General features: G+C 73.6%; 18 protein-coding genes. 14 read left to right on the top strand and 4 right to left on the bottom strand.

Annotated elements, in window-relative coordinates; all coding sequences use genetic code 11:
• Window positions 1-390: 390 nt before the first annotated feature.
• From trpC to trpA, 3 genes are read left to right on the top strand one after another with little or no spacing between them, the layout of a single operon-like run.
• The gene (gene trpC, locus ACWD5O_RS07090) at window positions 391-1,194 is read left to right on the top strand and encodes an indole-3-glycerol phosphate synthase TrpC (protein WP_354965120.1); all 804 of its coding nucleotides are present in this window, start codon (window positions 391-393) and stop codon (window positions 1,192-1,194) included.
• Window positions 1,195-1,232: 38 nt separating this feature from the next.
• The gene (gene trpB, locus ACWD5O_RS07085) at window positions 1,233-2,471 is read left to right on the top strand and encodes a tryptophan synthase subunit beta (protein ID WP_450084801.1); all 1,239 of its coding nucleotides are present in this window, start codon (window positions 1,233-1,235) and stop codon (window positions 2,469-2,471) included.
• Window position 2,472: 1 nt separating this feature from the next.
• The gene (gene trpA / locus ACWD5O_RS07080) at window positions 2,473-3,276 is read left to right on the top strand and encodes a tryptophan synthase subunit alpha (protein WP_450084800.1); all 804 of its coding nucleotides are present in this window, start codon (window positions 2,473-2,475) and stop codon (window positions 3,274-3,276) included.
• A gap of 71 nt (window positions 3,277-3,347) precedes the next feature.
• On the opposite strand, the gene ACWD5O_RS07075 is transcribed toward trpA, so the two are convergent.
• Window positions 3,348-3,887, bottom strand: a complete 540-nt coding sequence (locus ACWD5O_RS07075; protein WP_450084799.1) for an NUDIX hydrolase — start codon at window positions 3,885-3,887, stop codon at window positions 3,348-3,350.
• Between the two features lie 102 nt (window positions 3,888-3,989).
• Between ACWD5O_RS07075 and lgt the strand changes: the two genes are divergently transcribed.
• Both lgt and ACWD5O_RS07065 read left to right on the top strand, forming a co-directional pair.
• Window positions 3,990-5,177, top strand: coding sequence for a prolipoprotein diacylglyceryl transferase (gene lgt, locus ACWD5O_RS07070; RefSeq protein WP_450084798.1), 1,188 nt, complete (start codon window positions 3,990-3,992; stop codon window positions 5,175-5,177).
• Between the two features lie 15 nt (window positions 5,178-5,192).
• Window positions 5,193-6,380, top strand: a complete 1,188-nt coding sequence (locus ACWD5O_RS07065) for an FAD-dependent oxidoreductase (RefSeq protein WP_450084797.1) — start codon at window positions 5,193-5,195, stop codon at window positions 6,378-6,380.
• Between the two features lie 4 nt (window positions 6,381-6,384).
• On the opposite strand, the gene ACWD5O_RS07060 is transcribed toward ACWD5O_RS07065, so the two are convergent.
• The gene (locus ACWD5O_RS07060) at window positions 6,385-7,221 is read right to left on the bottom strand and encodes a GNAT family N-acetyltransferase (RefSeq protein ID WP_450084889.1); all 837 of its coding nucleotides are present in this window, start codon (window positions 7,219-7,221) and stop codon (window positions 6,385-6,387) included.
• A gap of 153 nt (window positions 7,222-7,374) precedes the next feature.
• Between ACWD5O_RS07060 and gltB the strand changes: the two genes are divergently transcribed.
• The 3 genes from gltB (at window position 7,375) to ACWD5O_RS07045 (ending at window position 15,220) form a co-directional block, all read left to right on the top strand.
• Entirely contained in the window at window positions 7,375-12,081 is a 4,707-nt protein-coding gene (gene gltB / locus ACWD5O_RS07055; RefSeq protein ID WP_450084796.1) for a glutamate synthase large subunit, read from the top strand.
• The gene (locus tag ACWD5O_RS07050) at window positions 12,074-13,597 is read left to right on the top strand and encodes a glutamate synthase subunit beta (RefSeq protein WP_450084795.1); all 1,524 of its coding nucleotides are present in this window, start codon (window positions 12,074-12,076) and stop codon (window positions 13,595-13,597) included. The genes gltB and ACWD5O_RS07050 overlap by 8 nt, the downstream gene beginning before the upstream one ends.
• 183 nt (window positions 13,598-13,780) lie before the next feature.
• Complete coding sequence (locus ACWD5O_RS07045; RefSeq protein ID WP_450084794.1) at window positions 13,781-15,220, top strand: MFS transporter; 1,440 nt, start codon at window positions 13,781-13,783, stop codon at window positions 15,218-15,220.
• Window positions 15,221-15,515: 295 nt separating this feature from the next.
• Here ACWD5O_RS07045 and ACWD5O_RS07040 read toward each other — a convergent pair whose 3' ends face one another.
• Window positions 15,516-17,051: a M1 family metallopeptidase gene (locus ACWD5O_RS07040; protein WP_450084793.1), complete on the bottom strand. Its 1,536-nt coding sequence runs from the start codon at window positions 17,049-17,051 to the stop codon at window positions 15,516-15,518.
• A 201-nt stretch (window positions 17,052-17,252) separates the two neighbouring features.
• Here ACWD5O_RS07040 and ACWD5O_RS07035 point away from each other — a divergent pair, with 201 nt between their 5' ends.
• The 4 genes from ACWD5O_RS07035 (at window position 17,253) to ACWD5O_RS07020 (ending at window position 22,500) form a co-directional block, all read left to right on the top strand.
• On the top strand, window positions 17,253-18,050 hold the full coding sequence (locus ACWD5O_RS07035; protein ID WP_450084792.1) for an SGNH/GDSL hydrolase family protein: 798 nt from the start codon (window positions 17,253-17,255) through the stop codon (window positions 18,048-18,050).
• Window positions 18,051-18,193: 143 nt separating this feature from the next.
• A complete protein-coding gene (locus ACWD5O_RS07030; protein ID WP_450084791.1) occupies window positions 18,194-20,749 on the top strand; it encodes an FtsK/SpoIIIE domain-containing protein in 2,556 nt (851 codons plus the stop codon).
• 2 nt (window positions 20,750-20,751) lie between these two features.
• Window positions 20,752-21,561, top strand: a complete 810-nt coding sequence (locus ACWD5O_RS07025) for a hypothetical protein (RefSeq protein WP_354964950.1) — start codon at window positions 20,752-20,754, stop codon at window positions 21,559-21,561.
• 354 nt (window positions 21,562-21,915) lie between these two features.
• Entirely contained in the window at window positions 21,916-22,500 is a 585-nt protein-coding gene (locus tag ACWD5O_RS07020; RefSeq protein WP_354964949.1) for a hypothetical protein, read from the top strand.
• Window positions 22,501-22,731: 231 nt separating this feature from the next.
• On the opposite strand, the gene ACWD5O_RS07015 is transcribed toward ACWD5O_RS07020, so the two are convergent.
• Window positions 22,732-22,992 (bottom strand): hypothetical protein, encoded by a 261-nt coding sequence (locus ACWD5O_RS07015; RefSeq protein WP_354964948.1) that lies wholly within the window; start codon window positions 22,990-22,992, stop codon window positions 22,732-22,734.
• Between the two features lie 208 nt (window positions 22,993-23,200).
• Between ACWD5O_RS07015 and ACWD5O_RS07010 the strand changes: the two genes are divergently transcribed.
• A complete protein-coding gene (locus tag ACWD5O_RS07010; RefSeq protein ID WP_088949319.1) occupies window positions 23,201-23,446 on the top strand; it encodes a winged helix-turn-helix domain-containing protein in 246 nt (81 codons plus the stop codon).
• A gap of 203 nt (window positions 23,447-23,649) precedes the next feature.
• A complete protein-coding gene (locus ACWD5O_RS07005; RefSeq protein ID WP_354964947.1) occupies window positions 23,650-23,913 on the top strand; it encodes a DUF6244 family protein in 264 nt (87 codons plus the stop codon).
• The last annotated feature ends 44 nt before the right edge of the window (window positions 23,914-23,957 follow it).

The raw sequence follows: 23,957 nt of genomic DNA, 5'->3' as shown, positions 1-23,957 counted from the left end.
CGCGGCATCGAGTCTGCCTGAGGACGATGCTGGCCGGCTGACGTTTCGCCGGAGTGACCGCCCGGTCAACTGTCCCGCCCCGGCCGTGACCAGGCACCGGCCGTTCGGCCTTGAGCTTGCTCACAGCATCGACAATTATCATTGTTGTCGCTGGTCGGGTGGCATGATCGATGGATTAATGCCGGAGGTGGCGCTGAGTGACATCCCCTTCACGGCAAGTCGGCCATTATGCCGCAGGCCTTTTCGTGAGCAGCGCCATACCCCCGGCTCCCGGCTCAGGTCGGCTGCCCCTAGCATCGGCCCATGACACCCGGAGAGGGGAGTCCGATGGTGACTGATGAGCATGCGCACGCGGAGGGGGACGACGCCGGTCAGGCAGCGTCCGTAAGCGTGCTCGACGAGATCCTGGCTGGCGTACGCGAGGACGTCGCCCGGCGCCAGGAACAGGTTCCGCTGGAGCGGATCCGTGAACTGGCTGCGGCGGCGCCGCCGCCGCTGGACGCGTACGCTGCGCTGCGCAAGCCCGGCGTCGCGGTGATCGCCGAGGTGAAGCGCTCCTCGCCGTCCAGGGGCCGCCTGGCCGAGATCGCCGATCCGGCCGACCTCGCCGTCGACTACGCCTCCGGCGGAGCGCGGGCGATCAGCGTGCTCACCGAGGGCCGCTGGTTCGGCGGCTCGCTGGACGACCTGGCGGCCGTCCGGGCCGCGGTCTCCGTGCCGGTGCTGCGCAAGGACTTCGTGGTCTCCAGCTACCAGGTGCACGAGGCGCGCGCGCACGGCGCCGACCTGGTCCTGCTGATCGTCGCCGCGCTCGAGCAGAACGTGCTGATGGGCCTGCTGGAGCGGATCGAGTCGCTGGGCATGACGGCGCTGGTCGAGGTGCACGACGAGGAGGAGGCCGACCGGGCCCTGGAGGCCGGCGCGCAGGTGATCGGGGTCAACGCCCGTGACCTGCGTACCCTGGAGGTCGACCGGTCGGTGTTCGAGCGGATCGCGCCCGGCCTGCCCAGCAGCGTCGTCAAGATCGCCGAATCTGGCGTCCGCGGCCCGCACGACCTGATCCGGTACGCCTCCGCGGGCGCCGACGCGGTCCTGGTCGGTGAGGGCCTGGTCACGCAGAAGAGCCCCCGGGAGGCGGTGGCCGAGCTGGTCAACGCCGGCAATCACCCGGCAACGCCCCGGCCGGTGCGCTGACCTCGCACCGGTCTGACGCCCCACCGAGAGGATGTCCGATGAGCGCCGACGCGCTGGCCCCGGCGGCCGGTACGCAGCCCGACTCCGCCGGCCACTTCGGCCGCTTCGGCGGTCGATTCGTGCCTGAGGCCCTGGTGGCCGCGCTGGACGAGCTCAACGAGGCGTGGCGCACGGCGATGGCGGACGAGTCCTTCCGGGCCGAGTTCGGCGCGCTGCTGCGCGACTACGCCGGTACCCCGTCGCTGCTCTACGAGGCCCGGCGGTTCTCCGCGAAGGTCGGTGCGCGGGTGCTGCTCAAGCGCGAGGACCTCAACCACACCGGGGCGCACAAGGTGCGCAACGTGCTCGGCCAGGCGCTGCTCACCAAGCGGATGGGCAAGACCCGGGTGATCGCGGAGACCGGCGCGGGCCAGCACGGCGTGGCCACCGCGACGGCCGCCGCCCTGTTCGACCTGGAGTGCGTGGTCTACATGGGCCAGGTCGACACCGAGCGGCAGGCGCTCAACGTGGCCCGGATGCGAATGCTGGGCGCCACCGTCATCCCGGTCACCACCGGCTCGCGCACCCTCAAGGACGCGATGAACGAGGCGATGCGCGACTGGGTGGCCAACGTCGACGAGACGCACTACCTGATCGGCACGGCCGCCGGGCCGCACCCGTTCCCGGCGATGGTCCGCGACTTCGTCCGCGGCATCGGCGACGAGGCCCGCCAGCAGTGCCTGGACCTCACCGGCGCCCTGCCGGACGCGGTCACCGCCTGCGTCGGCGGCGGTTCCAACGCCCTGGGCATCTTCCACGCCTTCGTGGGCGATGAGGACGTGCGGCTGTACGGCTTCGAGGCCGGCGGCGACGGGGTGGCCACCGGCCGCCACGCGGCCAGCATCACCGGCGGCTCGGCGGGCGTGCTGCACGGCACCCGCACCTACGTGCTGCAGGACGCCGACGGGCAGACGCAGGAGTCGCACTCGATCTCCGCCGGGCTGGACTACCCGGGCGTCGGGCCCGAGCACGCCTGGCTGCACGACACCGGCCGGGCCAGCTACCAGCCGGTCACGGACGACGAGGCGATGGCCGCGTTCGAGCTGCTCTGCCGCACCGAGGGGATCATCCCGGCGATCGAGAGCGCACACGCGCTCGCCGGCACCGTCACCCTGGCCCCGAAGCTCGCCGCCGAGCTGGGCAAGGAGCCCACCATCGTGGTCAACCTCTCCGGGCGGGGCGACAAGGACGTGCACACCGCCGGTGACTACTTCGGCATCCTCGACAAGGAGCGGTGAGATGAGCCGGATCGGGGTGGCCTTCGACAAGGCACGAGCCGACGGGCGGGCCCTGCTGGTCGGCTGCATGCCGGCCGGGTTTCCGACCGTCGAGGGCAGCATCGCGGCGATGACCGCCATGGTCGAGGCCGGCGTCGACGTCATCGAGGTGGAGATTCCATACTCCGACCCGGTGATCGACGGGCCGGTCATCCAGAAGGCCAGTGACATCGCGCTGGCCGGTGGGGTACGCACCGCGGACACGCTGCGGATCATCGAGGCGGTCGCGGCCACCGGCGCCCCGGTGGTCACGATGACCTACTGGAACCCGGTCGAGCGCTACGGCGTGGAAGCGTTCGCCCGCGATCTCGCCGCCGCCGGCGGGACGGGCCTGATCACCCCGGACCTCATCCCCGACGAGGCGGACGAGTGGCTGGCCGCCTCGGACGCACACGGGTTGGACCGCACCTTCCTGGTCTCGCCGTCGTCCACCGACGCCCGCCTGGAGATGACCGTGCGGCACTGCCGGGGCTTCGTCTACGCCACCGCTGTGATGGGTGTGACCGGGGCTCGGGCGCAGACCTCCGACGCCGCCCCGACGCTCGTCTCCCGGGTGCGCGCGGTCACCGACCTGCCAGTCGGTGTCGGTCTGGGCGTGGGCACCGGTGCGCAGGCCGGCACCGTCGCCGGGTACGCCGACGGAGTGATCGTCGGCAGCGCGCTGGTCCGCTGCGTGCTCGATGCGCCCTCCGAGGCCGACGGACTGACCGCCCTGCGCACCCTGAGCGCCGAGCTCGCCGAGGGCGTCCGCACACCCACCCGCTGACCGCTGGGCGGCCTCACATGAGTGACGCCTCCCGGGCAGGTGACCACGGGTTACCTCGCGCTCCGGAGCGGTCAGGGCCGAAGTGACGCATCTGTCGCCGCCTCGCCACGTTGCTCCGGTGGCTGCCCCACGACCGGCCATCCGTCGTGGCCGGGCCCTGGCTGGCCGTCGTGGCCGCGCAGCACGCCGGAGCGGCCGGCGGCCGCGTCGGTGACGGCGGCCCGGGTGAGTGGGGTGACCGACTCGGGCAGCGCGGCGGGGGCGTGCCAGGACAGCCGGCAACCCGGCGGCGGGTCGGCGACCGGTCGGACCTCGGCCGCGCGGGCCCGGAACACGTGCACCAGGACGTCCGGCAGCGGCCCGGCGCCCCCGGCCGGTGTGCTCGCCGCGGGACTGGTCAGGTGGTAGACGCCGACGAGGTCGAGCAGCTCGATCTCCCAGCCGGTCTCCGCGCGAATGTCCCGCAGCGCCGCCTGGACCGGGCTCTCCGCCGGGCGCAACCGCCCACCGGGCAGCGCGTACCGGCGCTCGCCCCGGCCCCGCCGGCAAAGCAGCACCCGGCCGGCGTCGTCGGTGACGACCGCGGCGACCGCCCAGGTGAGCGTACTCATGGACAAAGAGCGTACGGCGGTGCAAACCAGAAGTCACCGAGATGCGGGCGCAGCCGGCCCGGGGTGCCGCTTCGGGGGTGCGCAGCGGTAGCGTGTGCACCCGTGACCCTCGCCTCGCTGTCCCCCCAGGCGGCCCTGCCCAGTCCCAGCACCGCGGTCTGGCAGCTCGGGCCGGTGCCGATCCGGGCGTACGCACTGTGCATCATCCTCGGCATCGTGCTGGCCTGCTGGGTGACCGAGCGTCGCCTGCGTCAGCGCGGTGTCGCGCCGGGAGCGGTGCTCGACATCGCCGTCTGGGCGGTGCCAACGGGCATCATCGGCGCCCGGATCTACCACGTGATCACCTCCCCCGAGAAATACTTCGGGGCCGGCGGTGACCCGATGAAGGCGTTCGCCATCTGGGAGGGCGGTCTCGGCATCTGGGGCGCGGTCGCCGGTGGCGCCATCGGCGCCTGGATCGCGGCCCGGCAGCTCGGGATCCCGTTCGGCGTGGTGGCCGACGCGCTGGCCCCCGGGCTGCCACTGGCCCAGGCGGTCGGCCGGTTCGGCAACTGGTTCAACAACGAGCTGTTCGGCGCCCGGACCACCCTGCCATGGGGCCTGAAGATCCACCGGATGGACCCGGACAACCCGGGGCACGCGCTGCGCGACGACGCCGGCCAACCGATCCTCGAACCGGGCCTGTACCAGCCGACCTTCCTCTACGAGGCGCTGTGGAACCTCGGCGTGGTCGCTCTGGTCCTCGTCCTCGACCGGCGGCTGAAGCTCGGCCGGGGCCGGGCGTTCGCGCTCTACGTGATGGGTTACACCGCGGGCCGGTTCTGGATCGAGCTGATGCGCACCGACGAGGCGAACCAGATCCTCGGCGTACGGCTCAACGTGTGGACCGCCGCCCTGGTCTTCCTCGGCGCGTTGATCTACTTCGTGCGGGTCCGCGGCCCCCGGGAGTACCTGATCCCGCTCGGCGCGGCGGCGACGCCGACCCCGCCCACCACGTCCGACCTGTCCCAGGTCGACCTCTCCGAGCGGGAGACGGCGGCCCGCGCTGCCGCGCCGGAGGGTTACCGCGTGGTCAGCGAGGAGCAGTACCAGGCCTGGCGGGACAGCGGCGTGGTGCCGCCCGAGCCGGCCGCCGAGGGCGACGACCGGCCCGACGACGGCGAGCCGCTCGGCGGGGCGGTGCCCGGCGATGAGCCGCCGGCCGACGACCAGACGGCGGACGGTACGCCGGAACCCCGCGACGACCGGGCCGACGCCGCGGGCGCGCGCCCCGCCGACCGGGACAGCTGAGCGGGGGCGGCACCGATGCGAAGCGCGGTGGTCGTCGGCGCCGGGGTCGGTGGCCTCGCGGTCTCCGGCGCGCTGGCCCGCTCCGGCTGGCAGGTCACCCTGCTGGAACGCGCCGAGCGCGTCCGCCCCGAGCCGACCGCCGTGGTGCTCTGGCCCAACGGTGTCCGCGCCCTGCAGGCCCTCGGCCTCGGCGCCGGCCTGGCCGCGATCGCCACGCCGCTGCCCGACGGTGGGGTCCGGCGCCCGGACGGGCACTGGCTGGTGCAGCCCCGGCCCATCCCGGCCGACCGGATGCCGGTGGTGGTGCACCGCGAAGACCTGCACGACGCGTTGATCGCCGGGCTCGGCGACCGGGTCGAACTCCGCACCGGCGTGACCGTGCGCCACGTCCGGGCCGAGCCGGGCGAGCGGCCGGCCGTCGGCGACGGACGGCACACCATCGAGGCGGACCTGGTCATCGCCGCCGACGGCACGGACAGCGGCATCCGCCGCCAACTCGCCCCCGAATCCCGAGTCGTCAGCTCCGGCTGCGCCGCCTGGCGGGCCGTCATTCCCTGGTACCGGGCACCCCGCCTGCCCGCCGACCAGCCGCTCGCCGGCGAGGTTCTCGGCGCGGGCTACCGGTTCGTGGCCACCTCGCTCGGTGAGCGCGGCTCCTCGGGCGGATCCACCCGGGGCGGCATCTACTGGGTGGCCACCGCCGCCGGCGCGCCCCGCCCCGAGCCGCCGGAGACCCAGCTCGCCCTGCTGCGCCGCTGGTACGCCGGCTGGCCGGAGCCGATCGGCGCGTTGCTCGACGCCACCGACCCGGCGGACGTCGTCCAGCAGGAGGTCCGCGAGCTGCGCCCGCTGCCCCGCGCGTACGGCTTCCCGGTCGGGCCGGGCGGGGTGGTCCTGCTCGGCGACGCGGCGCACGCCATGCCGCCGCACCTCGGCCAGGGCGCCTGCCTCGCCTTCGAGGACGCCGCCACGCTCGCCTCCCTGCTGCGCGAGGCACGGCTGCCCGACGCCGTTCAGGCGTACGACCGGGTGCGCCGCCCCCGGACGGCGACCGTGGTCCGGCAGACCCGGCGGATGTCGGCGGTGCTCCAGACCCGGGGCCGGCTGGCGCTGCGCGCCCGGGACGCCGCCCTCGGCACGATCAACTCGCGGTTGCTCTCCAGCGCCGCGGCCTCCGCCGCCCAGTGGCGGCCACCCGCCTGATCCGTCAGGGGATGAGCGCGGTGGGCTCGGCGATGCAGGCGGTGCCGATTCGACGGAAGCCGACCCGCAGGTAGACCCGGGCGATCTCCTCGCTGCCGGCGGAGAGGAAGACCAGGTCGGAGCCCGCCGCGAGCAGCTCCCGGGCGATGGTGGCGGTCAGCGCGGCGCCCAGCCCGCGCCGCCGGGCGGCCGGCAGGGTGGCCACCCCGGCGATCTCGGCGACGTCGTCCACCCGCATCGCCATGCCGCTGGCCAGAGCGCCCTCGGTCGGCGTGCCGGCCAGCGCGGAGATCCGCCGGCCGTCCGCGACCCTGGTCCGTTCCACGTCCAGTGCGGCCAGCTCCAGCTCACTGATCGCGGCGTCCCGCTCGGCCGGGCCGGCATCGCCCCGCGCGGTGCCGGCGGCGGCGAACGACACCGCGGCGACCGCCCGCCGGGCGGCCACGTCGGCGGCGAAGCCGGGTGAGTCCGCCGCCAGCACCCGCACCGGTACGTCGGAGAGCGTCGCCGGGTCGGGCAGCACGGCCGGGTCGAGCACCATCAACGGCGCCTCCAGCACGCTCAGCCCCGCCGAGCGGGCCACCGCCAGCAGCTCCGGGGTCGTCTCGTGCACCCACTCGAACGCTTCCGGCAGGCCCAGCTCCCGCTGCCGTCCACGGACCGAGGTGATGTCGGCCAGCGACGGCGGCTCGGTCGCGTCGAGCCGGGGCCGGGCGTAGAACGGCCAACCGGCGCCGTCGCGGACGAACAACGCCAGACCGCCATGCTCCTGCACAGCCGCGACGTCGCGGGGCACCGCGTCGTAGAAGCGTTCCAACCGGCCGAAGATGTCCTTGTGCAGCGGATCCACCGCGCGAGACTACACGTCCCAGACTCTGGACGGTGTGATCAATCTTGAGTGGCCTTGCGGCCCCCGCCCTAACGTAGACTCAATAGACCCACGGGCCGACGTCGTCCCCACCATGCTCCAACCTGAGTGACGACAGGAGGCCCGGTGGCTCAGCCGTACCCGCACAAGTCACAGCCGTACCCAGACAGCCCGCAGGCGTCCCCGACGCCCGGCCCCCGCCCGTCCGCCCAGGGCCTGTACGACCCGGCGCAGGAACACGACGCCTGCGGCGTGGCCTTCGTGGCGGACCTGCACGGCCGGCGTTCACACGCGGTCGTCGCGAACGGGCTCGGCGCGCTCTGCCGGCTGGACCATCGGGGCGCCCGCGGCGCGGAACCCAACACCGGCGACGGCGCGGGCATCATGATCCAGGTCCCGGACGCGTTCCTGCGCGCCGTGGCGGACGTCGCGCTGCCACCGGCCGGCGAGTACGCCACCGGCCTGGTCTTCCTCCCCGACGATGACGCGGCGGAGGCCCGCGCCCGCCGGGTGGTCGAGAAGTACGCGCTCGTCGAGGGCGCCGACGTGCTCGGCTGGCGGGACGTGCCGACCGACCCGACCGGGCTCGGCGAGACCGCCCTGGCGGCGATGCCCCGGGTCCGGCAGCTCTTCCTGGCCGCGCGCCGGCTCACCGGCTCGCCTGCCGGGCCGGCCGGTTCCGCGCTGCGCGACGTCGAGCTGGACCGGGTGGCGTTCTGCCTGCGCAAGCAGGCCGAGCGGGAGACCGCCGAGCGGGGCGTGCCGGCGTACTTCCCGTCGCTGTCCAGCCGGACCATGATCTACAAGGGGATGCTCACCCCCGACCAGTTGCCGGCGTTCTACCCGGACCTGCGGGACGATCGGGTGCACAGCGCGATCGCGCTGGTGCACTCCCGGTTCTCCACCAACACGTTCCCGTCCTGGCCGCTGGCGCACCCGTACCGGTTCATCGCGCACAACGGCGAGATCAACACGATCCGCGGCAACCGCAACTGGATGCAGGCCCGCGAGGCGCTGCTGCGTTCGCCGAACGTGCCCGGCAACATCCGACGGGTCTTCCCGGTCTGCACCCCCGGCGCCTCCGACTCGGCGAACTTCGACGAGGTCCTGGAGCTGCTGCACCTGGCCGGGCGGAGCCTGCCGCACGCGGTACTCATGATGATCCCCGAAGCCTGGGAGAACGACCCCGGCATGCAGCCGGACAAGCGCGCCTTCTACCGCTTCCACGCGAGCCTCATGGAGCCGTGGGACGGCCCGGCGTCGGTGGCCTTCACCGACGGCGAGATCGTCGGCGCGGTGCTCGACCGCAACGGGCTGCGCCCGGGGCGCTGGTGGCGTACGGACGACGGGCTGGTGGTGCTCGGCTCCGAGGCGGGCGTGCTCGACCTCGACCCGGCCCGGGTGGTCGCCAAGGGACGGCTCCAGCCCGGGAAGATGTTCCTGGTCGACACCGTCGCCGGTCGGATCGTGCACGACGAGGAGATCAAGTCCGAGTTGGCCGCCGCGCAGCCGTACGGCGAGTGGCTGCACGCCGGGCTGATCGAGCTGGACGACCTGCCCGCCCGCGAGCACACCGTCTACACCCACGACTCGGTCCGTCGCCGCCAGCAGACCTTCGGCTACACGCAGGAGGAGCTGAAGATCCTCCTCGCGCCGATGGCCCGCACCGGCGCCGAGCCGCTCGGCTCGATGGGCACGGACACCCCGATCTCGCCGCTGTCCACCCGGCCGCGGCTGCTCTACGACTACTTCCACCAGCTCTTCGCCCAGGTCACCAACCCTCCGCTGGACGCCATCCGGGAGGAGTTGGTGACCAGCCTGGCGTCGACGATCGGGCCGGAGGGCAACCTGCTCGACCCGGGCGCGGCGAGCTGCCGGCAGATCGTGCTGCCGCACCCGATCATCGACAACGACGAGCTGGCGAAGATCCTCTCCATCGACGACGACGGCGACCTGCCCGGCTTCAAGGCGGTCCGGGTCTCCGGGCTGTACCGCATCCGGGAGGGCGCCGCCGGGATCAAGGCGCGACTGACCGAGATCTGCCGGCACGTCTCCGAGGCGATCGAGGACGGCGTCCGCATCCTGGTGCTCTCCGACCGGGACTCCAACGCCGACCTGGCGCCCATCCCGTCGCTGCTGCTCACCGCCGCCGTGCACCAGCACCTGGTCCGCGAGCAGACCCGCACCCAGGCGGCACTGATCGTGGAGTCCGGCGACTGCCGGGAGGTGCACCACGCGGCGGTGCTGATCGGCTACGGCGCGGCGGCGGTCAACCCGTACCTGGCCTTCGAGTCGGTGGAGGACATGATCGCCACCGGCGCGCTAGTCAACGTGGAACCGGCCGCCGCCGTAAGCAACTACGCCAAGGCGCTCGGCAAGGGCGTACTGAAGATCATGTCGAAGATGGGCATCTCGACGGTCTCCTCGTACTGCGGGGCGCAGGTCTTCGAGGCGGTCGGCCTGGACACCCGGCTGATCCAGCGCTACTTCCGGGGCACCCCCAGCCGGATCGGCGGGGTGGGGCTGGCCGGCGTCCACGCCGAGGTGGCCGCCCGGCACGCGCTGGCCTGGCCGCCGGCGGGCACTCCGGCCTCCGACCGGCTCGAGGTCGGCGGCGAGTACCAGTGGCGCCGCGAGGGTGAGCTGCACCTGTTCAACCCGGAGACGGTCTTCCTGCTCCAGCACGCCACCCGCAGCCGGCAGTACGACATCTTCCGGCAGTACACCGCGAAGGTCGACGAACTCGCCGCGCGGGCGGGCTCGCTGCGCGGGCTGTTCACCCTGCGTACCGGCGTTCGACCGGCGGTGCCGATCGAGGAGGTCGAGCCGGCCACCGAGATCGTCAAGCGGTTCGCCACCGGCGCCATGTCATACGGGTCGATCTCCGCCGAGGCGCACGAGACGCTCGCCATCGCGATGAACCGGCTGGGCGGCAAGTCCAACACCGGCGAGGGCGGCGAGGACGTCGAGCGGCTGCACGACCCGGCCCGCCGCTCCGCGGTGAAGCAGATCGCGAGCGGCCGTTTCGGCGTCACCAGCGAGTACCTGGTCAACGCCGACGACCTCCAGATCAAGATGGCCCAGGGCGCCAAGCCCGGCGAGGGCGGGCAGCTGCCCGGCAACAAGGTCTGGCCGTGGATCGCCCGGACCCGGCACGCCACCCCGGGCGTCGGTCTGATCTCCCCGCCGCCGCACCACGACATCTACTCCATCGAGGACCTCGCCCAGCTGGTGCACGACCTGAAGTGCGTCAACCCGGCCGCCCGGGTGCACGTCAAGCTGGTCAGCGAGGTCGGCGTCGGCACCGTCGCCGCCGGGGTGGCCAAGCTCAAGGCGGACGTCATCCTGATCTCCGGCCACGACGGGGGCACCGGGGCGTCCCCGATGAACTCGCTCAAGCACGCCGGCACCCCCTGGGAGCTGGGGTTGGCCGAGGCGCAGCAGACGCTGCTGCTCAACAAGCTGCGCGACCGGGTCACCGTGCAGGTCGACGGCCAGCTCAAGACCGGCCGGGACGTCCTGGTCGCGGCGCTGCTCGGCGCGGAGGAGTTCGGCTTCGCCACCGCGCCGCTGATCGTCGCCGGCTGCGTGATGATGCGGGTCTGCCACCTGGACACCTGCCCGGTCGGCATCGCCACGCAGAACCCGGTGCTGCGGGAGCGGTTCACCGGCACCCCGGAGTTCGTGGAGAACTTCTTCCTGTTCCTCGCCGAGGAGGTCCGCGGCTACCTCGCCGAGCTGGGTTTCCGCTCGATCGAGGAGGCGATCGGCCAGACCGAGCTGCTCGACGTGGCCCCGGCGGTGACGCACTGGAAGGCGCACGGGCTGAACCTGGCACCCGTACTGCACCTGCCGGAGCTGCCCGCCGGCGCCGCCCGGCGAGGGGTGCGCGCCCAGGACCACGGCCTGGAGCACGCCCTCGACAACGAGCTCATCGCGCTGGCCCGTCCGGCGCTGTCCGAGGGCGCGCCGGTGCGGGTCGAGGTGGCGGTGCGCAACGAGCACCGCAGCGTCGGCGCCATGCTCGGCGGCGAGGTGACCCGCCGCTTCGGCGGCGCCGGCCTGCCCGACGACACCATCGAGTTCGTGCTGCACGGCACCGCCGGGCAGTCGTTCGGCGCGTTCCTGCCGCGTGGGGTGACCTTGCGGCTGCACGGCGACGCCAACGACTACGTGGCCAAGGGCCTCTCCGGCGGACGGATCATCGTCCGTCCGGACGCCGCCGCGCCGTTCCTCGACGCCGACGCCGAACCGGGGGCGCGGGCCGAGGACCAGATCATCGCGGGCAACACCATCCTGTACGGGGCCACCGCGGGCGAGATCTTCCTGCGCGGCCGGGTGGGGGAGCGCTTCGCGGTGCGCAACTCCGGCGCGGTCGCCGTGGTCGAGGGCGTCGGCGACCACGGCTGCGAGTACATGACCGGTGGGACGGTGGTGGTGCTCGGAGCGACCGGCCGCAACTTCGCCGCCGGGATGTCCGGCGGCACGGCGTTCGTGCACCAGTTGGACCGGGCCCGGGTCAACGTGGAGCTGGTCGACCTGGCGCCGCTGGGCGAGCAGGAGCAGGCGCTGCTGCACGAGTTGATCCAGCGGCACGTGGCCGAGACCGGCTCGGCGGTCGCCGAGGAACTGCTCAAGCGCTGGCCGGAGGCGGTGGCGGAGTTCACCGCGGTGGTGCCCCGCGACTACCGCCGGGTACTGGAGATCATGAGGGCCGCCGAAGCCGCCGGCCGCGACGTCGACGACGCGGTGATGAGCGCGCTCAGCGCGCCGTCATCCGCACCGGTACCGCCCTCTCCCCGGGTGGCGGCCCAGGAGGTGGCTCGTGCCTGACCCGAACGGTTTCCTGCGTTACGACCGGCGACTGCCGGCCCGCCGCCCGGTGCCGGTGCGGATCGGCGACTGGCGTGAGGTGTACCCGCCGGCCGGCGAGGACCTCGTACGCGAGCAGGCCACCCGCTGCATGGACTGCGGCATCCCGTTCTGCCACAGCGACACTGCCGGCTGCCCGCTGGGCAACCGGATCCCGGACTGGAACGACCTGGTCCGCACCGGCAACTGGGACGCCGCGGTGGAGTCGCTGCACGCCACCAACAACTTCCCGGAGTTCACCGGCCGGCTCTGCCCGGCGCCCTGCGAGGCGGCCTGCGTGCTCGGCATCGCCGGCGGCCAGCCGGTGACCATCAAGCAGGTCGAGGTGGAGATCGCCGACGCCGCGGCGGCGCGCGGGTTCGCGCCTCGCCCTGTGCCGGCGCCGTCCGGCCGGTCGGTCGCCGTGGTCGGTTCCGGGCCTGCCGGCCTGGCCGCCGCCCAGCAGCTGGCCCGCGCCGGTCACGCGGTGACGGTGTACGAGCGCGACGACGCGATCGGCGGCCTGCTCCGGTACGGCATCCCCGACTTCAAGCTGGAGAAGCGGCACATCGACGCCCGGCTGGCCCAGCTCGCCGCCGAGGGGGTGCGCTTCCGCACCGGGGTGAACGTCGGGGTGGACGTCACCGCCGAGCAGTTGCGCGCCGAGCACGACGCGGTGCTGCTGGCCTGCGGCGCCTTGCAGGGCCGGGACACCCCGGAGACCCCGGGCCGGGCGCTGCGTGGCGTACACCAGGCGATGGCGCACCTGGTCGCCGCGAACCGTGTGGTCGCCGCCGCGGCCGCGGCCGGTGCGGACCGCCCGTCCGTCGCGGTGCTGCCGGACGGCACCCCGATCGACGCGGCCGGCAAGCACGTCGTGATCATCGGCGGTGGTGACACCGCGGCCGACTGCCTCGGCGTCGCGCACCGGCAGGGCGCGGCCGGCGTGCACCAGCTCGACCTGTACCCGCAGCCGCCGCGAGAGCGCGACGAGGCGCGGGACCCGTGGCCGACCTGGCCGTGGATCCTGCGCAGCTATCCGGCGCACGAGGAGGGCGGCGAGCGGGTCTTCGCCGTGGCGGTGCAGGAGTTCGTCGACGACGGCACCGGTCAGGTGCGGGGGGTGCGGATTGCCGAGGTGACCGTGGAGAAGCGCGACGGCCGGCGGGTGGTCACCGTGGTGCCCGGCTCGGAGCGGGAGCTGCCGGCGGACCTGGTGCTGCTGGCGATCGGCTTCGAGGGCACCGAGCAGCAGCCACTGCTGGCCCAGTTCGGGGTCACCCGTAATCCCCGGGGCGCCGTCGACGCGCGGGACGACTGGCAGACCGGCGCCGACGGGGTGTTCGTCGCCGGCGACATGCACCGCGGTGCTTCGCTGATCGTCTGGGCCATCGCCGAGGGGCGTGCGGCCGCCGCCGCCATCCACGGCTACCTCGGCGGTCCCGGCCCGCTGCCGGCTCCGGTCGCCCCGGCCGCGCAGCCGCTCGCCGCGCGCTGACCGAGGGCGTAACCGGAATATCTGGCCGGCGCGGGTGTCTACCGCGCCGGCCGGTCGGGGTGGGTCGGTGAGGCCGGTCACGAATATGGGCAGATCGGTTTAACTGCCGCAAGACTTGTCGGCTGCCGGGCCGCGCCGCGATCGGGCGTGATCATCATGCTCGATCGCACGGGAGGGTTCGTCGTGGCCAAAGGTGCCACCTTCGCCGCGCTGCGCCACCGGAACTACCGGATCTGGGCGCTCGCCGGGTTCGTCTCCGTCATCGGCACGTGGATGCAGGTCCTCGGAGTCAACTGGTACGTGCTGAAGGAGACCGGCTCGGCGACATCCATGGGTTTCGCCGTGCTGCTCCAGGCCGCGCCCACGTTGCTGCTCAGCCTCTGGGGCGGTGTGCTGGCCGATCGGCTCCCCGCCCGCCCTCTGCTGATCGCCGCCCAGGTGGCCCACGCGACGCTCGCCGCGGGGTTGGCGGCGGTCGCCCTGACCGGTGTCGGCGGCCTGCCGCTGATCTTCACCATCTCCCTGCTCACCGGCGCCGTCTCGGCGATCGAGGGCCCGGTGATGGGACGTTGGTCCTCCACGCTGGTGGACCGGGAGACGCTCGGCAACGCGCTGGCGCTCGGCTCGCTCACCAACTCCGCCGGCCGCATCCTTGGCATGAGTCTCGGCGCCGTCGTGGTGGCCGCCGTCGGCCCCGCGCTGCTCTTCGGCATCAACGCGGTGAGCTTCCTCGCCGTGGTGGTGGCGCTCTTCGGCGTACGCCAGGGGGCGTTGCACGGCCACCAGGTGGCGGCGCCGGACGGCGGCCGGAGCCACGGCGGCGTCCGCGCCGGGTTCGCCTACCTGCGCGGGCAGCCGGTGCTGCTGCTCGCCCTCGCCCTGGCGTTCGTGCTCGGCAGCCTGGGACGCAACTACCAGGTGACGATGGCGGCGATGAGCGAAGGCCCCCTCGACGCCGGGGCGTCCGGCTACGGCCTCCTGTCGACCGTGTTCGCGGTCGGGACGGTCCTGGGTGCGCTCGCCGCGGCCCGCCGGCGTGACCTGGGCTACCGGACCCTGGTCACCGCGGGCCTGCTGGCCAGCACGCTGCAGATCGTCGCCGGTCTCGCTCCGGGCACCTGGAGCTTCGCGGCGGTGATCCTGCCGATCGCCGCCGCCGCGGTGGTCATCGACACCACCGTCGGCACCCGCGCCCAACTCGACACCGACGGCGCGATGCGGGGTCGGGTACTCGCCGCGCTAGCGGTCACCGGCTCGGTCTCCGCCGCGGTCGGCGCGCCCCTGCTCGGCTGGCTCTCCGAACACGCCGGGCCCCGGCAGACGCTCGTCCTGGCCGGATCGGTCGCTGCGATCGCCACCGTGGCGGCGGCGGTCGCTTTGGACCAGCAGCGCGGTCGCCGGCTGGGCCGAGGGCTCACCCTCACCATGGTCGTGCCGCCGCTGGGGCGGCCGGTACGGCGGGTGGCGCGGACGGCGGCCCGCATCGCCCGGCCCGCCGTAGCGGTCGGCGGCAGCCCGTTGACGCCGCGTCCGGTCCCGACACCGGCCGGCGACAATCGGCAAGCCGTCGGGGTGTGCTCGGGCGATCTGACCGATCCGGCTCTTGCACCCACCTGCCGCTGAGACAGCGGCCCGATCCGGGTGCCGCCGAGGCTGTCCGGGCGGCACTGGTGCGTGCCTGTCGAGCTGCCCCAGATCTGGACCGGCGTCGTCCGTCCGGATGCCGAACCCGGCACAGGCGGCTCAGCCCCGCGTGACCGTGCCGGCGCTCGTGCCGGTTTCAGCCGCGCCCCGTTTGTGGGGCAGCTCGACAGGCGCCGTGCAGGCTGGTCAGGGCCGAGGCTGTCGCGCCCCATGACCCGGGCCGGCCGGGAGGCTCGCCCGAACGGGCCTCGGGCCTCCCGGCCGACGTCGGGGCTCAGTGCGCCAGCAGTCGATGCGCCTCCTGGATCTTGGCCCAGGACTTCGGCTCGGCCGGTGGGGCGGCGGCCTTGCGCGCGGCCGAGGCCACGTCGGGCCGACCGGCGGTGAACAGCCAGGTGGTGAAGAGCTCGTCCAGGTCGAGCCCGGAGATCTCCTCGGCCAGGGCCTGGAACTGCGCGACGGTGCCGTTGCCGTACCGGCGCTCGGCGGTCCAGGCCGGCAGGATCTCGAAGAACGCGTCGTCGCCGACGGCCAGCCGCAGCTGGTGCAGCGTCATCGCGCCCCGGTCGTAGACGGCGTCGTCGAAGACCCGGTCGGCGCCTGGGTCACCCGGTAGCACCTGCCAGAACTCCGAGTCCGACGGGTAGCTGGCGTAGGTGAAGTCGAAGAGCTCCTGGGCGGTGCCCTCGCCCTGCTCCTCCGACCAGAGCCACTCGGCGTACGAGGCGAAGCCCTCGTTGAGCCAGATGTGGCGCCACTCGGCCACCGAGACCGAGTCGCCGAACCACTGGTGGGCGTTTTCGTGTGCCACCACGTACGTGTTGGCGCCGCGCCGCCAGAAGCCCGGGCCGTACACCGGTCGGGTCTGCGTCTCCAGTGCGAAGCCGATGCCGTCCACCGGCCCGGCCACGCCGCCCTGCGCCTCGAACGGGTACGGCCCGAAGATCCCGCTCTCCCAGTCGACGATCTCGGCGGTCCGCTCGATGCTGGCCCGGGCGGCCGGGCCGAGCGCGCCCAGCGAGGTGCTGTACGCGTTCACCACCGGCTGGCCGCTCGGCGTGGTGTCGGTGACGATGTCGTACTGGCCGATGGCCATGAAGGCCAGGTAGGTGGCGGTGGGGGAGGTGGTCCGCCAGCTCCACCGGGTGCGGTTGCCGGCTTCGGCCAGCGGCGGTCGCGGCTGCACGCCGTTGCTGATCACCTCGACGCCGGTGGGCACCGACACGGAGATGTCGAAGGTCGCCTTGTCCAGTGGGTGGTCGTTGCTCGGGAACCACCACCACGCGGACTCCGGCTCGTTGACGGCGAGGGCCCCGTCGTCGGTACGCGTCCAGCCGGTGTAGCCGCCGACCAGTGTCTCGGACGGGATGCCGGCGTAGCGCACCACGATGGTGAGCTGCTGGCCCCGGGTCACCGTGCGGGACGGCGTGACCACCAGCTCGTGCGCGCCCGCGGTGCTGGTGGTCGCCACCCAGCCGTTGACCCGTACCGACTCGACGTCGAGCAGGAAGTCCAGGTTGAACCGGGAGAGATCCTCGGTCGCGGTGGCGAGGATCGTGGTGGTGCCGGTGAGCAGGTCGGTGGCCGGGTCGTAGCGCAGCCGGACGTCGTAGTGGGAGACGTCGTAGCCGCCGTTGCCGTAGTCGGGGAAGTAGCTGTCGCCCAGCCCGGGGGCGCCGGGTTGCGGCGCGAGCGTGACGGTGGGCCGGCCCCAGGCCGTCGGGGCGGCCTGGCCGGGAGCGCCGGCGAGCATGGTGCCGGCGGTGGTGAGGGTCAGGGCGGCGGTGGCCGCCGTGAGGACTCGTCGCACGAGGTGGACTCCCTCCATCGGGGTGGTTCGCCCCGCCAACCTAATCGACAACTGTGAACGCCGTGGGCCCGGCGCGCGGGTCGACCGGCTATTCCATCGATCTACGTATTTCGATAGCATTACCGCCTGGTAACAACCGTTCCACCCCTGGCCACGCGCGCGGTCGCAGGATCCCACCACCCCTTCCTGTGGAGGTCCGTCATGCCCCACCGCCCGCTGGCCCGCGCCCTGGCCGCGCTGGTCGCCGCGTTCACCGCCGCCCTCGGCGCCGTGCTCGTCCCCGGCACCGCACAGGCCGCCGCCGTCAACTACGTCGCGCTCGGCGACTCGTACTCCTCCGGCGTCGGCGCCGGCCCGTACGACTCGTCCAGCTGCCTGCGCAGCCAGAAGTCGTACGCCCCGCTCTGGGCCGCCGCCCACGGCGTGACCAGCTTCAGCTTCCCGGCCTGCGGCGGCGCGGTCACCGCCGACGTGCTCAACAGCCAGGTCAACGCGCTCAGCAGCGCCACCACCCTGGTCACCATCACCATCGGTGGCAACGACGCCGGCTTCGTCAACGTCATCACCAGCTGCCGGTTCGGCAGCACCTCGTCCTGCACCAACGCCGTCAACACCGCGAAGTCCTTCGCCACCTCGACGCTTCCCGGCCGGCTGGACGCCACCTACACCGCCATCCGCAACCGGGCACCGAACGCCCGGCTGATCGTCCTCGGCTACCCGAGGCTGTTCGAGACCGGCTCCTGCGGTTGGTTCGCGATGAGCACCTACAAGCGCACGATCCTCAACGAGGCCGCCGACGTGCTCGCCTCGGTCATCTCCGGTCGGGCCAACGCCGCCGGCGCCACCTTCGCCGACACCCGGCCCTACTTCGCCGGGCACGGTGTCTGCGCCGGCGACCCGTGGATCAACGACATCTCCGGGATCATCGAGGCGTACCACCCGGACACCGACGGCTACCGCTACGGCTACCTGCCCGCACTGAACGCGGTCACCGGCTGACCCGTACACCCCTCGCGTGGCGGCCGACGGTCCACCCCGGACCGTCGGCCGCCACGCGTCGCGCCGCGTCGGTACTGTCCCGGTGTCACCGCCGTCCGTTAGGGTTTCGGCGAACCGGACAGCCGTGGCGTGGGAGGCAGAGCGTGGGCAGGCTCGCGTCGGCGTACGGGCAGGCGGTCACCGCCCACCGAGCGGCCCGGGCGCACCTGGACGCCGCACGAGGCGCGCTCGGCACGGCAGGGGCTTCCGCCGCGCCGGTCGGCGCCGGCGAGCTGGTGGCCCGACTGGCCCGGGTCGGCGGCGCGTTGGCCACCCCCACCCCCGGCGCGACCCCGCTGACCGACGCGCCGGCCCCGGTCCGGATCGGCGAGACGTCCACTCCGGACGGCGGTTTCCCGGTGCTGCTGCCGCTCGGCGGCGGCCACCACCTGGCGCTGGACACCGACGCCCGGGACCCCCGGGTCGCCGGGCTGTTGCGGGCGCTGGTGCTGCGGCTGGTCGCCACCGCCCCGGCCGGTCAGGTCCGGGTGGTCGGCATCGACACCGCCGCGCTGGGCGCCACCTTCGGCCCGTTGCGGCCGCTGCTCGACGCCGGGGTGCTCGACCCGCCGGCCACCGGGGAGGCCGAGGTGGCCGCCCTGCTGGACGCCGCCGAACAGCACGCCCGCGCCGCGCAGCACGCCGACCCCGATGCCCGGCAACTGCTGGTGGTGGTCGCCACCGCCGCGCCGCCGCCGCGCGAGCTGGCCCGGCTCGCCGCGCTCACCCACGCCGGCCCGGCCGCCGCCGTCTGCGTGCTGCTCGCCGGCCACCCGTCCCGGCTGCCGGGCGAGACCTCGCCGCCGCTGGGCGGCACCACGGCGGTCCGGCTCAGCGAGCGGTACGCGCAGGTCGGCGACCCGCCGAACGCCCCGCTCAGCGCCGACGGCGGCGGTCTCGCCGCGCCGGTGCTGCTCGACGGCGACCCCCCGCCGGCCTCGGTGCGCGCGCTCGCCGAGCACCTCGGCGCCGCCGCCCGCCGCACCGACGCGCTGCACTTCGCCGAGCTGCTGCCCGAGCGGCGCTGGGCCGAGTCCGCCGCCAACGGTCTGCGGACCGTGATCGGCCGGGCCGCCCGCGCCCCGCTGACCGTCGCCTTCGACACTCCACTGACGGTCGCCTTCGACGACGCAACACCGCACTGGCTGGTCGGCGGGCGTACCGGCGCCGGCAAGACCGTCTTCCTGCTGGACGTCCTCTACGGGCTGGCGGCCCGCTACTCCCCGGCCGAGCTCCAGCTCTACCTGCTCGACTTCAAGGAGGGCGTGAGCTTCACCGAGTTCGTGCCCACCGGGCGTGACCCGTCCTGGCTGCCGCACGCCCGTGCCGTCGGCATCGAATCCGACCGGGAGTACGGCCTCGCCGTGCTGCGTGAGCTGCGTCGGGAGGCCCAGCGCCGGGCCACCGCACTGAAGCGGCACGGCGTCACCAAGCTCGCCGACCTGCCCCGGGACAATGCGCTGCCGCGCATCGTGGCGGTCGTCGACGAGTTCCACGTGCTGCTCGCCGGCAACGACGCGCTGGCCCGGGAGTCCGTCGACCTGCTGGAGGAGCTGGCGCGCAAGGGTCGCTCCTACGGCGTACACCTGGTGCTGGCCAGCCAGAGCATGACCGGCATCGAGGCGCTCTACGGGCGGGCCGAGGCGATCTTCGGACAGTTCGCGCTGCGGGTGGCGCTGCCCGGTGGTGGCGGGGTGCTCGACCCGCTCAACGACGCCGCCTCGGCCCTGCCGATCGGATCGGCCGTGGTCAACACCGCCGCCGGCGCGGTCGGCGCCGACACCGTGCTGCGCTTCCCCGACGCGCACGCCGCCGCGGCCGACCTCGCCGCGCTGCGCCACGAGCTGTGGGAGGCCCGCCCGCCGGGCGCGCGGGCGCCCGCGGTCTTCAAGGGGTACGAGGCTGCGCGGGTCGAGGACGACCCCACCTTCGCCGGGTTGCGCCCCGGTGGCCGGCGCCCGATGGCCCTGGTCGGCCGGACGGTCGACGTGCACGGCACCACCGCGCTGTTCCTGATGGACGCCACCCCCGGCCGGCACCTCGCCGTGGTGGGCACCGCACCGGCCGGCGCGGACGTGCTGCGCGCCGCGACACTGAGCCTGGCCCGCCAACACGCCGCCGACGACGCCCGGTTCCTGCTGGCCTCCCTGGTCACCGCCGCCGACCCGGTCGCCGACGAGACCGAAACCGCGCTGCGCACGGCGGGCCACCCGGTGCAGCGCGTCGACGCGGCCGGGCTGCGCGACCGGATCGCCGCGCTGGCCGACGCGCCCGCCGCGCGCGAATACCTGGTGGTGTTCGGCATGGACGCCGCCGCACCGGTGCTGGGCGCGGCCGACCCGGTCACCTTCCGCTCCGGCCTGGACGACCTGCGCACCGTACTGCGACAGGGCCCCGCCCAAGGGGTGCATCTGCTGGGCTGGTGGCGCGGCCTGCGCCGGCTCGCCGACGACCTCGGCGGCACGCAGAACCGCGACGACATCGCGTGCCTGGTCGCGCTCAACGTGCCCGGCACCGACCTGGCCCTGCACCTCGGGGTACACGACCTCGCCTACACGCCCCGCGCCGACCGCGCGTTGCTGGTCGACCGGCACGACCACCGGACGAGGCTGATCGTGCCGTTCGCCCGCGACGGGCACGAGCCGGACGGGGAGCAGTGACGGTGTCCTTCGAGGAGTACGCGGCGCTGGCCCGCCAGCTCGCCGAGCAGCGCCGCGCCGGCGAGCGGGACGCCGCGGTCGAGTCCGAGCGCCGCCGCGACCTGCACGCCGCCGCCGACTACCTGCACCAAAGGCTGACCGCCCAGGGGCACCGCCTCGACCAGCTCGGCCGGGCGATCGGCGTCGACGAGCCGGCCGCCGCCCCACCGCCCGCGCCGAGGCACCCGGATCCCACACCCGGATCGGGGGACGGGGGACCCGCCGGCGCAGCCGACGCGCCGGGGCGGGCGGATGTCGGGGCGTACCCCGAGGTGCCGGCGGTGCCGGCGCGGCTGGCGCTGCCGACGGCGGTGAGCCCGGCGGGCGCCGGGGTGCCGGCGCAGCGCGCGGCGGCGGTCGACCCGGCAGTTGAGTTGGAGCTGGCCCGGCGGATGGCCGACGAGGCCGACCGGCACGGGCAGCAGGCGGAGCTGCTGGCCCAGCGGCCGGAGCTGCTGCCCACCTGGTCGCCGCTGGCCCGCGCGGTCGCCGTCTACGCCGGGTGCGGTGCCGCCGCCGGGGTGCTCATGCTGGCCCTGGTGCTCGCCTCCGGGGTCGGCCTGGTCGACGGGTTCACCCTCGGCGCGTGGATCTGTGCCGGGCTGCCCGCGCTGGCGTTCTTCGGGGGTTACCTGGTGCTCGGCCGATGGGGCCGGCCCGCCATGGTCGCCGGCACCCCGCCGCGCTACCTGCCGCTCGGGTTCCTGATCTGCTTCCTGCTGGTGCCGATGGCCTACTGCGGCTACCTGCTGGTGTTCCGCACCCTGCGCTGAGCCGTCGGCGGGTCCAGCCCAGTCCAGCCCGGGCGTGATCCACTCAATATCGCCGACATCGGGGTATCCGAGCCGTTGGGATACCCCGACATCGCCGCCTCGCAGAGGGGACAGGACGCTGTACCTCCCCGGCCATCCACTGTGTTCGCCCGGGTGCCGTAGTCTCGCGCCCCGAGCGCTATCGGTACGCAATCCGCGTGGCAGACCGAGGCTCTGGCTCGTCACGCCTCGACGTCTCGCACATGGCAGGTCGAAAGGTTGGTCAGGGAATTGCAAGGACAGACGTCCACCAACGTTGAGCCGGATTCGGCACGGGACAGGGCGCTCACGACGCCGGTGGAAGCCGACGCCGCCGTGGGGACCGATCGGGAGGCGGAGCTGACGGTTGTCGCGGCGTCGCAGCAGGCCGGCCCCGGCGCGGTCGTCGCGGGTTTCGGGCTGATCGCCGTCGGCTCTGTCGCCGGCTGGATGATCTGGCGTAGCGGCGCCGCCGCGGCGAAGATCCAGCCCAAGGACACCACCGCCGTCTTCCTCACCCTGTTGGTCTTCGCCGCGGCGGTCGAGCGGATCCTGGAACCGTTCTCGCGATGGCTGCCGGGACGTGCCGCCGAGGCCGCGTTGACGCGGACGGTGGCCGAGGTGAACGGCCGCGTCGACAGCCCGACGGAGGCCGACCGGGAGGCGGTCGCCGTGGCCACGGCCGCGGTGGCGCGGGCGAAGGCGAACCGCACGATCGTCGCGTGGGGTCTCGCGAGCGGGTTGGCCACCGTGGCGTCCAGCGCCGGCGGGTTCTACGTTCTGCACGCGGTCGCGGGGTCCGACTGGAACGGGGTGGCGGTCTGGGTCGATGCGATCGTGACCGGTGTGATGGTCGGCAGCGGCACCAAACCACTCCACGATCTGATCAACCGGGCGCAGAACGGGACGCCGTCTCCCTAAAGCGCCGCCCGGCGTCCTGTCGCCTGTTGGGGCAACGGCCCTCGCACCCAACCGCCAGCGCGGCCAGGCCGGCGTAAACGGGGCTCAACGCTCGCCAGCACTCCGTGACCGCGTCCTGCCAGGGCAGCCGCCGGCCGGGTGGTCCTGCCCCGTGCAACTGGGCTCCGGCCCGGTCGGCGGCGGCAATCGTCGCCAGCCACGCGTCGCGCAGGTCGTCCACAGTTTCAGGGTTCATTCGCCCGCCTCGGCATTGGACTTGACCAGGAGGGCGAAGCGCACGTCGGGGCAGGGGTAGTCCGCGCCGCATCCGCAGAGCCAACGTCGCACCACGCGGGGTGGGTGGGCGAAGAGGATGTCGTCCGCGTCCTCGACGTCCTGATCGGACACGAGGCGGTGGCGTTGTTCGGGCCGGGTCGGAGGGGCGCTCGGGTGTTCGTCGGGTTGGTCGGGCATTCCGGGGCCTCCCGCCGGGTCGGTCTCTTTGCTGCTCATGGCACTTGCGTCGGGGTGGCGTGTGGGCACGCCCCGGCACGCCCGGCCGGACGGGGGGACCGACCGGCCGGGCGCTCTCTGCGGTGGGAAAGAACCAACTCCGGGGTTGCAGACCTGGGAGCCGGTCGATGGGAAGCGTATATAACAGGTCATGTACGCGCAAGCACCGGCCGCACATTGCTTGCTATACAAAGTTGCTCGTGATCGAATGGCGGGGCAGACCTGGGAGACACCAATGCCCGCCAAAGCCAAGTGGGCGCTGATCGCCGATGGCATCCGCGCTCAGATAAAGTCCGGCGAACTCGCGCCGGGCGACAAGCTGCCCTCGACCTCCGAGTTGTGTCGTCAGCATGACGTCTCGGCCATCGTCGTTCGCCAGGCCATCAACGCGCTCAAGATCGAGGGCTTGGTGGAGGGTGTCGGTGGCGTCGGAGTGTTCGTCGCTGAGCGCTGAGTGCACCCGATCCCCGCGCACCGCGTGAGATCTTGGAAGGAAATGGCCCTTTGAGGGGCGGGTTTCCGTCCAAGATTCACTACTCCTGCCGGCGCGAGTGAGCGATCACCCGGTCGCGCTGGGTGCGGGGATCTCGTACGCTCCCTTGTGGTCTTCGCCGGTGCGGGTGGTGGAGGCGATGGTCGACCAGGGGGAGGATGCGCGTGAGCGCAGCACAGATCATCGCGAGGTTGGCGGCGGCGTCGCAGAAGCTGGACGAGGCGAAGGCAAAGACGGCAGCGGCAGCGCAGGACGCGGCCGAGGCGCGGGCGCTCGTCGCCGGAGCGCTGGAGGGTGTTGCCGCCGGCCCGCTGATCGGCATGATCGACACGTACCGCCAGGCCCTCGCGCAGGCGTCTCAGGGCGGCGACCCCGCCAAGCAGCACGTTCAGGAGACGATCGCCAAGGTCCGGGCGCTGGGAAACTGACCACGGGTGGCGGCGCCGAATGCGCTACCCGCCTGGTCGGTCAA

Source organism: Micromonospora sp. NPDC005161 (genome assembly GCF_053599855.1).
Note: the sequence above shows the minus strand (reverse complement) of the source record. Positions and strands in the feature narration are given on the sequence as shown.

What these genes read in the sequence shown, in the direction of transcription:
- ACWD5O_RS07010 (WP_088949319.1), top strand. Translation starts at nt 23,201, where the DNA reads ATGGCGGGGCAGACCTGGGAGACACCAATGCCCGCCAAAGCCAAGTGG.
- ACWD5O_RS07035 (WP_450084792.1), top strand. Translation starts at nt 17,253, where the DNA reads ATGCCCCACCGCCCGCTGGCCCGCGCCCTGGCCGCGCTGGTCGCCGCG.
- trpB (WP_450084801.1), top strand. Translation starts at nt 1,233, where the DNA reads ATGAGCGCCGACGCGCTGGCCCCGGCGGCCGGTACGCAGCCCGACTCC.
- ACWD5O_RS07075 (WP_450084799.1), bottom strand. Translation starts at nt 3,887, where the DNA reads ATGAGTACGCTCACCTGGGCGGTCGCCGCGGTCGTCACCGACGACGCC.
- ACWD5O_RS07015 (WP_354964948.1), bottom strand. Translation starts at nt 22,992, where the DNA reads ATGAGCAGCAAAGAGACCGACCCGGCGGGAGGCCCCGGAATGCCCGAC.
- trpA (WP_450084800.1), top strand. Translation starts at nt 2,473, where the DNA reads ATGAGCCGGATCGGGGTGGCCTTCGACAAGGCACGAGCCGACGGGCGG.
- ACWD5O_RS07065 (WP_450084797.1), top strand. Translation starts at nt 5,193, where the DNA reads ATGCGAAGCGCGGTGGTCGTCGGCGCCGGGGTCGGTGGCCTCGCGGTC.